The organism is Rhodoglobus sp. GW821-FHT12B09 (genome assembly GCF_058809925.1).
Map to the genome: position 1 here is coordinate 392,590 of NZ_JBXATB010000002.1, position 8,791 is coordinate 401,380.

The window sequence follows — 8,791 nt, forward strand, 5'->3', positions numbered from 1 at the left end:
AGCAGATGACGACGACCCAGCCGGTGACGACGGCCAAGCCGCGCGTCCCGTTCTGGGACAACGCGCGGTTCGTGGCCGTCACCCTCGTGGTCATCGGGCACGGCATCCAGCGCCTCACGTCCGACTCCGACAACGCGCTCATCGTCTACCTGTTCATCTACGCGTTCCACATGCCCGCGTTCGCGATGATCAGCGGCTACTTCTCGAAGGCCACCCCGCCCGGGTCGCGCCAGATGAAGAAGGTGCTGACCGACATCCTGCTGCCGTACTTCATCATGGAGACGATCTGGACCCTCGTGCAGTTCCTGGTGGAGGGCAAGCAGGAGTTCAACCCCACAACACCGAGCTGGACGCTGTGGTTCCTCCTCGCCCTCGGCATCTTCCGGCTGATCCTGCCGTACCTCACGCTCGTGCGCTGGCCGCTGTTCTGGGCCGTGGTGCTCTCGGTCGGCGTCGGCTACTTCAGCAACGTCGACAGCACCTTCTCGCTCTCGCGAGCGATCGGCATCATGCCGTTCTTCGTGCTCGGCTGGAAGGTGCGGCAGTGGGGGCTCGTCGAGCGCTGGCGGGTCGCCGAGCGGGTGACCTGGTGGGTGCGCGGTGCCGCGATCGTGGTGCTCGGCGCGTGGCTGGTCACGGTGGTGCTGCTGATCCGGCCGTTCCGCGAGATCCAGGTGCAGCACTGGTTCTTCTACGACGACTCCTACGCCGGCATCGCGGACGGCGCGTGGTGGGACGGCGCCGTGCGGCTCGGGTTCATCCTGCTCGCAGTGCTGCTGAGCGCGGCGTTCTTCGTCCTGGTGCCGCGGCGGACGACCTGGATGACCGACTTCGGCCAGGCGACCATGTACATCTACCTGCTGCACAGCTTCGTGCTCTACCCGATCCGCGAGACGGGCGTGCTGAAGGACGAGCACGCCTCGGCGGCCTGGCTGCTGAGCATGGTCCTGGCGTGCATCGCTATTTCGATCGCGCTCGCGAGCCCGCTCATCCGGAAGGTCTTCCGTCCGCTCGTCGAGCCGAAGCCGAAGTGGCTGTTCATCGAGCTGCCGGATGAGAGGCCGGGCCCGTCGCGCCGCGACCCGACGGGCTCCCGCCGCACCTAGCCCTTGATGACGTAGGGGTCGCCGTACACCGCCCACTCCAGCGGGAGCGCGAGTGTGAGATTGCCCTCGCGCAGGAACCGGCGCTGCGCGGTGTCGACGCGGCTGGTGTCCGAGTGCGCCTCCTCGGTCTGCATCTCCGCCACGCGAGCGTCGAGGAACGCGTCCAGGTAGGCGGTCTCGTCACCGCCCTCGGCCGGCGGCTTCGCCGTCTCGAGCGCGGTCGCGCGGATGCCCAGGAACCCGTCGAACCCGTGCATCACCGCGGCGTCGTAGTAGGCGAACTGGCCCAGCGCCTGCAGCCCGTCCGCCTTCGCCTGGGCGACTGCCGGGTCGAAGTAGACGGCGTCGCGCTCGTGGTCCTGCGCGGCCTGGAACTGCGGGTCGAGCGCGGCCTCGGCCCAGGCATCCGGGAACCCGGGGTCGAGGCCCTCGTGGGAGTCGGTGCCGTCCACGGCCTCGAGCGCGGGGAGGTACGGCGCGAGCACGTTGTCGGGCTCGGTCTCCGTGTAGGCCTTCACGAGCTCGAGCATGTCCCCGGTGCCGGAGCAGAAGCCGATGATGCCGGCGGTGTACCCGCGGCCGTCGGCGATGTCCTCGATGTAGGAGTACTGCGCCCTCCAGTCGAGCGACGAGTTCTCCGCGCTCGACACGAGCTGCATGGCCACGTCCTTGAGCGCCGGGTCGTCGAGGCCTCGGGATGCCGCGGCCGGCGCGCACCCGGCGAGCAGCAGCACCGCCAGGGCGGCGCTAGCCCAGTGCCGCGCGCGCACGCTCCACCGCCTCAGGGTCGGCGCCGGCGGACTCCAGTGCCAGCAGCCCCGCACCGAGGATGGGCGGAGCGGAGACCACGAGGGCCCGCGCCAGCGGCACGAGCCGGGCGAGGGCGGCGTCCACGCCGGCCAGGAGCCGGGCATCCCCCGACTGGACGACTCCCCCGCCGAGCACGACCGGGAGGGCCGCGCCCTCGAGTCCGAGCCGCCTGAGCGCGGCGGCAGCCATGACGGCGATCTCCTCCGACTGCCGGTCGACGATGTGCTGGGCTATCGCGTCGCCGGCCCGCGAGTGCTCGAGCACCACGGGACTCAGGCGGGCGAGCTCCGGCATTCCGATGCTGCCGCTGTGCAGAGCCTCGGTGAGCTCGCCCACGGTGCTCAGCCCGAACTCGCGCGGGATCGCCGCCGTGAGGCTCGTGGGCTCCCCCCGGCCGTCGGACTCGCGCGCGGCGAACCACAGGGCGAGCTCGCCGATGCCGCCGCCGCCGCCCCAGTCGCCGGAGATCGGGCCGAGCGCGAGGAAGCGCGCGACCTCGCCGTCGGCGCGGATCGCGAGGGCGTTGAGCCCGGTACCGCAGATGACGGCCGCGGCATCGGGTGCCGAGGTGCCCGCGCGCAGGAGCGCGAACAGGTCGTTCTCGACGGTGATCGACCCGGCCCAGTCGAACCCGGCGAGGGCGGCGCGGTACTCCTCGACCTCGCGCTCGAGGTCGAGGCCGGAGAGGTAGATGCCGACGTGGGCCGGCGGCTCGTCACGGGCGAGCTGCCGCACGAGCGAGTCCACGACCGCGACCGAGGGCCCGACACCGATGAAGTGCGGGCTCGAGGTGCCGGAGGAGGCGCGGCCGAGCACGGTCCCGTCGAGGGCGAGGGCGACGGCATCCGTCTTGGATCCCCCGCCGTCGACGGCGATGACGAACGTCACTTCGCCCAGGCCAGGTGCTCGCGGTTGTGCGCGATGAGCAGGTCGGTGAGCTTCTCGGCGCGGTCGTACTGCCCGACGAGCGGGTGCGCGAGCAGGGCCCGGCTGACCCTGTCGCGACTGCCGTCGACGGCGGCGTCCAGCGCGAGCCGCTCGTACGCGGCGACGTGCGCGATGAGGCCCGCGTAGTCGTCCGCGAGCGGCGCGATCGGCAGCGCCTCGAGCCCGGATGCCCCGACCCGCGCCGGCACCTCGATGACGTGGTCGTCCGGCAGGAACGGCATCGAGCCGTTGTTGACCAGGTTCACGACCTGCACGTCGCCGCGGTCCGCCGTGAGGGAGGCGATGAGCTCGACAGCCGCGTCCGAGTAGAACGCGCCGCCGCGCCGCTCGAGCGCGGCCGGCTTCTGGTTCTCGGACGGGTCGGCGTAGAGCTCGAGCAGCTCCCTCTCGACGGCGAGCACCGCCTCCGCCCGCGACGGCTCGCGCAGCTGCTCGGCGAGCACCTCGTCGTGCGCGTAGAAGTAGCGCAGGTAGTAGCTCGGCACGACCCGCAGCTTCTCGATGAGCGACGCCGGCAGGTCGACCTCCTCCGCGAGCCCCTCGATGCGGTCGCCGATCATCCCGGGCAGCACGTCCTCGCCGTCCACGAAGACGGAGCGCTCCCACGTGAGGTGGTTGAGGCCCACGTGGTCGAGCTGCACGCGCGAGGCGTCCACGTCGAGCATCGCGGCGAAGCGGCGCTGGAAGCCGATCGCGACGTTGCACAGCCCGACGGCGCGATGGCCAGCCTGCAGCAGGGCGCGCGTCACGATGCCGACCGGGTTCGTGAAGTCCACGATCCACGCGTCCGGCTTCGCGTGCTTGCGAACCGTCTCGGCGATGCCCAGCACCACCGGCACTGTGCGCAGCGCCTTTGCGAACCCGCCCGGCCCCGTGGTCTCCTGGCCGATGCAGCCGACCTCGTGCGGCCAGGTCTCGTCCCCGTGCCGGGCCGCCTGCCCGCCCACGCGCAGCTGGAGCAGGACGACGTCGGCGTCCGAGACTCCCGCAACGAGGTCGGTGGTCGGGATGACGCGGCCGGGGTGCCCGGCCGCCGCGAACATGCGCTGCGACATCCCGCCGACCAGCTCGAGGCGGCCGGGATCGGTGTCGACGAGCCACACCTCCTCGATGGGCAGGAGCGCCCGCAGCCGCGAGAAGCCGTCGATGAGCTCGGGGGTGTAGGTGGAACCGCCCCCGACGATGGTGAGTTTCATGTCTAGCCTTTGACTCCGGTCAGTGCGATGCCCTCGACGAAGGTGCGTTGGGCGAAGAAGAAGATGACCACGACGGGGATCATCACGAGCATGGTGATGGCCGTGGTGAGGCCCCAGTCCGTGCTGTGCGAGCCCCGGAAGGTGGCGAGGCCGTAGGCGACGGGCCACCAGGCCGGGTTCTCGGACGTGTAGAGCAGCGGGCCGTAGTAGTCGTTCCACGAGTGGAAGAACAGGAAGATCGCCGTCGCCGCGATGCCGGACTTGGCCATCGGGATGATGACCCGCCACAGCACGCCGAGCTCGCCGTTGCCGTCGATGCGCGCCGCGTCCGCGTACTCCTTCGGGATGGTGAGGAAGAACTGGCGCAGCAGGAAGATGGAGAACGCGTCGCCCAGCAGGTTCGGCAGGATGAGCGGGGCGAGCGACCCGGTGAGCCCGAGCTTGGCCCACATCACGTAGATCGGCACCGCGGTCACCTGCGGGGGCAGCAGCATCGCGACGATGATCGCGATGAAGATCACGTTCGCGAAGCGGAACTTGATGCGAGCGAGCACGTAGGCCGCGGGCACCGACGACACGAGCATGAACGCCGTGGCGAGCACCGCGTAGATCGCGGAGTTGCCGAACCACTGCAGCAGCGGCACCTCGCTGAACGCCTTGAGGTAGTTCTCGAACGTCCAGGGGTTCGGCCACAGGGTCGCGGTGAGGGTCTGGTCGCTCGTCATGAAGCTCGTGAGCACCACGAACACGATGGGGGCGATGAACAGCACCGCCACGGTGACGAGCACGACGTGCTCGCCGATCCAGACCAGGACGCGGCTGGGCGATGGCGGCCGTCTGCGGGTGAGGGCTATCGCGGTCATGCAGTCGCCTCCTCGGGCGTGAAGGCCTTCACCCTGCGCAGCAGGAGCACCAGGAACACCGTGGCGACGATGAACAGGATGACCGCGAGCGCCGAGGCGTAGCCGAGCTGGTAGTTGCCGAACCCGCGCACGTAGAGCCACTGGGTGTAGGTGAGCAGCGAGTTGTTCGGGTAGCCGAGCTGCGAGCCGGTGCCCTCCCCCACGACGGCCTTCCCCGACGCCACCGTCGAGGCGACTGCCGCCTCCGTGAAGAACTGCAGGGCGGCGATGATGCCGGTGACGAGCGAGAACACGAGCACCGGCACGATCGTGGGCAGGGTCACGTAGCGCATCTTCTGCGCCGCGTTGGCGCCGTCCAGCCCCGCCGCCTCGTAGAGCTCGCGCGGCACGTCGAGGAGGCCCGCGAGCAGGATGATCATGACGTCGCCCATCACCCAGATACTCAGCAGCAGGAGCGTCGGCTTCGACAGCGCCGGGTCGTTGAACCACAGCGGCCCGTGGAGGCCGAGCGCCTTCAGGATCGTGTTGACGGGACCGGTGCCCGGGTTGAACAGGAACACGAACGCGACGACGGAGGCGACCGGCGGCACGAGCGCCGGCAGGTAGAACAGCGTGCGCCACACCCCGTTGGCCCGCCGCGAGCGCACCAGCAGGTTCGCCACGAAGAACGCGAACAGCAGCTTCACCGGCACCATGACCACCACGAACCACAGCGTGTTCAGGGCCGCGGTCGCGACCTTGGGGTCTTTCGTGAACAGGTACTCGTAGTTGCGGAACCCGATGAACTCGGGGTCCGACACCAGGTCGAAGCGCGTGAAGCTGTAGAACACCGACGCGATCAGCGGGTACACGAAGAAGATCGCGAGTCCGAGCAGGGCGGGCGCGAGCATCCCGAGGATGACCAGGTTCTTGCGGCGGGATGCCCGCCGCCGGCCCGGGCGGACTGCCGCAGCAGCCCGCCCGAGCCCAGCGGTGGCGGAGGTCACGGGCCGCTGACCAGCTCGAGCGCGTCGTTGATCTCCTTGTCCACGCCCTTCAGCCCGTCGGCGAGGTCGCCGCCCTGGCCCTGCTGGTACTTGTCCCAGTAGTCGCCGAACGACTGCTGGTAGCCCGCGCCGCTCGGGCTCGGCGGCGTGGTGGCGGTCTTGGCGTTCGCCGCGATGTCGAGGAACACCTGGAACTGCGGGGTCACCTCGAGGTCGGGGCTCGTGAGGGCGTCGTGCGTGCTCGGCACGTTCTTCAGGCCGTTGGCGAGCTTCACCACCGCGCCGGTGTCGGTCGTGAGGTACTTGAGCAGCGCCCAGGCGAGCTCCGGGTTCTTCGAGCCCTTGGAGATGCCGGCGATGTTGCCGGTGATGTACCCGGCGCCGTACAGGTCGGGCTGCGAGTCGACCACGGGGAACGGCGCGGTGCCGTACTTGAGGTCGGGCGCCTGGTCGTCGATGAACGCCGTGCGGTACTCGCCGTCGAGGTTCATCGCCACCTGGCCGGTCTGGAAGGCGTTGTCGGCCGAGAACTCCTGGCCGAGCCCCGCGGTGAACGCCTGCAGCTTGTCGAAGCCGATCTTGTCGACGTAGGCCTTCTGCCACTCCATGAGCTCGTTCCAGCCGTCGGAGGACCCGACGGCGGAGGTGCCGTCGTCGTTGAGCCACTGGGCGGCGGCGAGCGGGCCGAGGTGCGCGGCCGAGTTCTCGTAGTAGCCCATGAGCGGGTTGAACCCGAGAGTCTTGATCGAACCGTCGGCGTTGTAGGTGGTGAGGGCGAGGCCCATCTCCTCCAGCTCGCTCAGAGTCTTGGGCGGTGCCGTGAAGCCCGCCGCGCTCAGCAGGTCCTCGTTGTAGTACAGCGCGTACACGTCGGCGAGCACCGGCATCGAGCAGCGCACACCGTCGAACTCCGTGTAGCTCTTGACCGTGTCGGTGAACTGGCCGAGGTCGACCTTGTCGCGCGCGATGTAGGGGCCGAGGTCGCGGAAGGCGCCGCTGTTGCAGAAGCTGCCCACGATGTCTGTCGAGTACGACATCCCGAGGTCGACGGAGGTGCCGGCCGAGATCGCCTTCTGCAGCTTCTCGTCGTCCTGCCCGGAGTGCACGTCGACGGTGACCTTGGGGTTCGCCGCCTCGAAGTCGTCGATGACCGACTGGATGACGTCCGCCTCGCGATCGGCGAAGAAGTGCCAGAACGACACCGTGCCCTCGAGCTCGGTCGGCGCCTTGTCGGCGATGGTCTGGTCGCCGCCGGTGCCGGTGCAGCCCGCGAGTATGAGCGCGGCGGCGGTGATGGCGGCGGCGCCCGCGAGGGCGCGGCGCCAGGTGGTGGGAGATGTCACTTCGTTGTTACCTCACTGTCGGTTGCGGATGGGGGCTATGCGGTGATGCGGGATACGTCGTCGAACAGGCGGCTGTGCACGTCGGCGATGAGCACCTCGCGCGCACCGCGGAGAACGGGGTGGTCGGCGACTGCGGTCGCGACCACGTCGGGACGCCACTGGGTGGATGCCGCCAGCTCCTGCGCGACGAGGGCGGCGAGCCGCTCCCCCCCCTCGCGACCGGTCGGGCCGCCGAGCACGATGCGCTCGGGGTCGAGAACGGCCAGCACGGGCACGAGGCCGAGGGCCACGCGCTCGGCGAGGGCGGCGACGGGGTCCGGCGTGCCCTGCAGCCGCGCCCAGGCCGCGGCGCCGAAGAACTCGGTGAGGGTCGGTGCGTCGGGGTCGAGCTGCAGCCCCTCCGCCGGCACGGGCAGGTAGCCGATCTCGCCGGACCCTCCCGCCGCGCCGCGGTAGATGCGGCCGGAAACGTCGATCGCGAGACCGAGGCCCTCGCCCATCCAGAGCAGGGCGAAGCCGTCGACCTCGTCCGCGGACCCGGCTGCCCGCTCGGCGACGGCGGCCAGGTTCGCGTCGTTGTCGAGCGTGACCGAGACGCCCAGCTCGCGCTCCAGGTGCGCCCGGATGCCCGTGGTGGGCCATCCCGGCAGCGTGTCCGTGAACGACAGCTCGTCGGCGCGCTGCGCCACCGCCGCCTGCACTCCGATGCACACGAGCCGCACCGCGTCGTGGCGGATCCCGGCGGCGTCGCAGGCCGCCGCGATCGCTCCGCGCACGTCGGACACTGCTGTTCGCTGCGAGTCGGGGGCGAGGGGCAGTTCGGCTACGGGGTGCTCTGCGCCCGTGGCATCCACCACCGTCGCTGTGATGCGCGAGGAGCTCACGTCGATGGCCACGCCCAGCACGCGGTCGGCGCGGACCGCGTAGCTCACCGCGTTGGGGCCGCGGCCGTTCGAGATCTCGCCGTCGACCCGGATCAGCCCGGCACCCTCGAGGCGCGCGACCATCTGCGCGGCGGTGGGCTTGGAGAGGCCCGACAGCTCGCCGAGGCGGTTGCGCGTGAGCGGCCCGTGCTGCAGCAGCAGGCCGAGGGCCGTGCGGTCGTTGGTGGCGCGGAGCCACGCGGGGGTGCCTCGAACTGTCTCCGACATCGACTCGCTCCCTCGTGCGTCTGCGTGCCGCTCTGCCCACTCGCGCAGCGCTGCGTCTGGCCCAACCGTGCGTCCGCTCGTCCAGCGGCGAAACGCTTGTCGAGGAATGTATCAGTAAAGTTTCTTTATAGATACTGTCGCGCGGCAATCCGTGGGTACGAACGCGCCGGATGCCCGCGCGGAGGTTTCGACACCATGCCGCCACCGCGGCACCAGCGCCGCGCCGAAACCCCCGCGCCGCCCGGCGGCACCCCGCGCCGCCCGTCCCCCGCGGCACCCGTCCCCGCGCCGGAAACCCCCGCGCCAACGCGGCCGGATGCCCGCGCGGAGGTTTCGACACCATGCCGCCACCGCGGCACCAGCGCCGCGCCGAAACCCCCGCGCCGCC

General features: G+C 70.5%; 8 protein-coding genes. 1 reads left to right on the plus strand and 7 read right to left on the minus strand.

Features of this window, described 5'->3' with window-relative positions:
• The first annotated feature begins 5 nt into the window (after positions 1-5).
• Positions 6-1,106 (plus strand): acyltransferase family protein, encoded by a 1,101-nt coding sequence (locus tag AC1RTC_RS06445; protein ID WP_493154651.1) that lies wholly within the window; start codon positions 6-8, stop codon positions 1,104-1,106.
• Here the strand turns inward: AC1RTC_RS06445 and AC1RTC_RS06450 are convergent.
• Genes AC1RTC_RS06450 through AC1RTC_RS06480 form a run of 7 tightly spaced genes read right to left on the minus strand, consistent with a single transcriptional unit; the run spans position 1,103 to position 8,403 of the window.
• Positions 1,103-1,876, minus strand: coding sequence for a chitosanase (locus tag AC1RTC_RS06450; RefSeq protein WP_493154652.1), 774 nt, complete (start codon positions 1,874-1,876; stop codon positions 1,103-1,105). The genes AC1RTC_RS06445 and AC1RTC_RS06450 overlap by 4 nt on opposite strands.
• Positions 1,854-2,804 (minus strand): N-acetylglucosamine kinase, encoded by a 951-nt coding sequence (locus AC1RTC_RS06455; protein ID WP_493154653.1) that lies wholly within the window; start codon positions 2,802-2,804, stop codon positions 1,854-1,856. The genes AC1RTC_RS06450 and AC1RTC_RS06455 overlap by 23 nt, the downstream gene beginning before the upstream one ends.
• Positions 2,801-4,060: a 6-phospho-beta-glucosidase gene (locus AC1RTC_RS06460; RefSeq protein WP_493154654.1), complete on the minus strand. Its 1,260-nt coding sequence runs from the start codon at positions 4,058-4,060 to the stop codon at positions 2,801-2,803. Before AC1RTC_RS06460 ends, AC1RTC_RS06455 begins: the two co-directional genes overlap by 4 nt.
• Positions 4,061-4,062: 2 nt before the next feature.
• On the minus strand, positions 4,063-4,923 hold the full coding sequence (locus AC1RTC_RS06465) for a carbohydrate ABC transporter permease (protein WP_493154655.1): 861 nt from the start codon (positions 4,921-4,923) through the stop codon (positions 4,063-4,065).
• The gene (locus AC1RTC_RS06470; RefSeq protein ID WP_493154656.1) at positions 4,920-5,909 is read right to left on the minus strand and encodes a carbohydrate ABC transporter permease; all 990 of its coding nucleotides are present in this window, start codon (positions 5,907-5,909) and stop codon (positions 4,920-4,922) included. The genes AC1RTC_RS06465 and AC1RTC_RS06470 overlap by 4 nt, the downstream gene beginning before the upstream one ends.
• Positions 5,906-7,252: an extracellular solute-binding protein gene (locus tag AC1RTC_RS06475; protein ID WP_493154657.1), complete on the minus strand. Its 1,347-nt coding sequence runs from the start codon at positions 7,250-7,252 to the stop codon at positions 5,906-5,908. Before AC1RTC_RS06475 ends, AC1RTC_RS06470 begins: the two co-directional genes overlap by 4 nt.
• A gap of 35 nt (positions 7,253-7,287) precedes the next feature.
• A complete protein-coding gene (locus tag AC1RTC_RS06480) occupies positions 7,288-8,403 on the minus strand; it encodes an ROK family transcriptional regulator (RefSeq protein ID WP_493154658.1) in 1,116 nt (371 codons plus the stop codon).
• Between the last annotated feature and the right edge of the window lie 388 nt (positions 8,404-8,791).

Excerpts from the sequence above, each read along its gene's own strand:
- AC1RTC_RS06445 (WP_493154651.1), top strand. The coding sequence starts at position 6 with ATGACGACGACCCAGCCGGTGACGACGGCCAAGCCGCGCGTCCCGTTC.
- AC1RTC_RS06460 (WP_493154654.1), bottom strand. The coding sequence starts at position 4,060 with ATGAAACTCACCATCGTCGGGGGCGGTTCCACCTACACCCCCGAGCTC.
- AC1RTC_RS06480 (WP_493154658.1), bottom strand. The coding sequence starts at position 8,403 with ATGTCGGAGACAGTTCGAGGCACCCCCGCGTGGCTCCGCGCCACCAAC.
- AC1RTC_RS06465 (WP_493154655.1), bottom strand. The coding sequence starts at position 4,923 with ATGACCGCGATAGCCCTCACCCGCAGACGGCCGCCATCGCCCAGCCGC.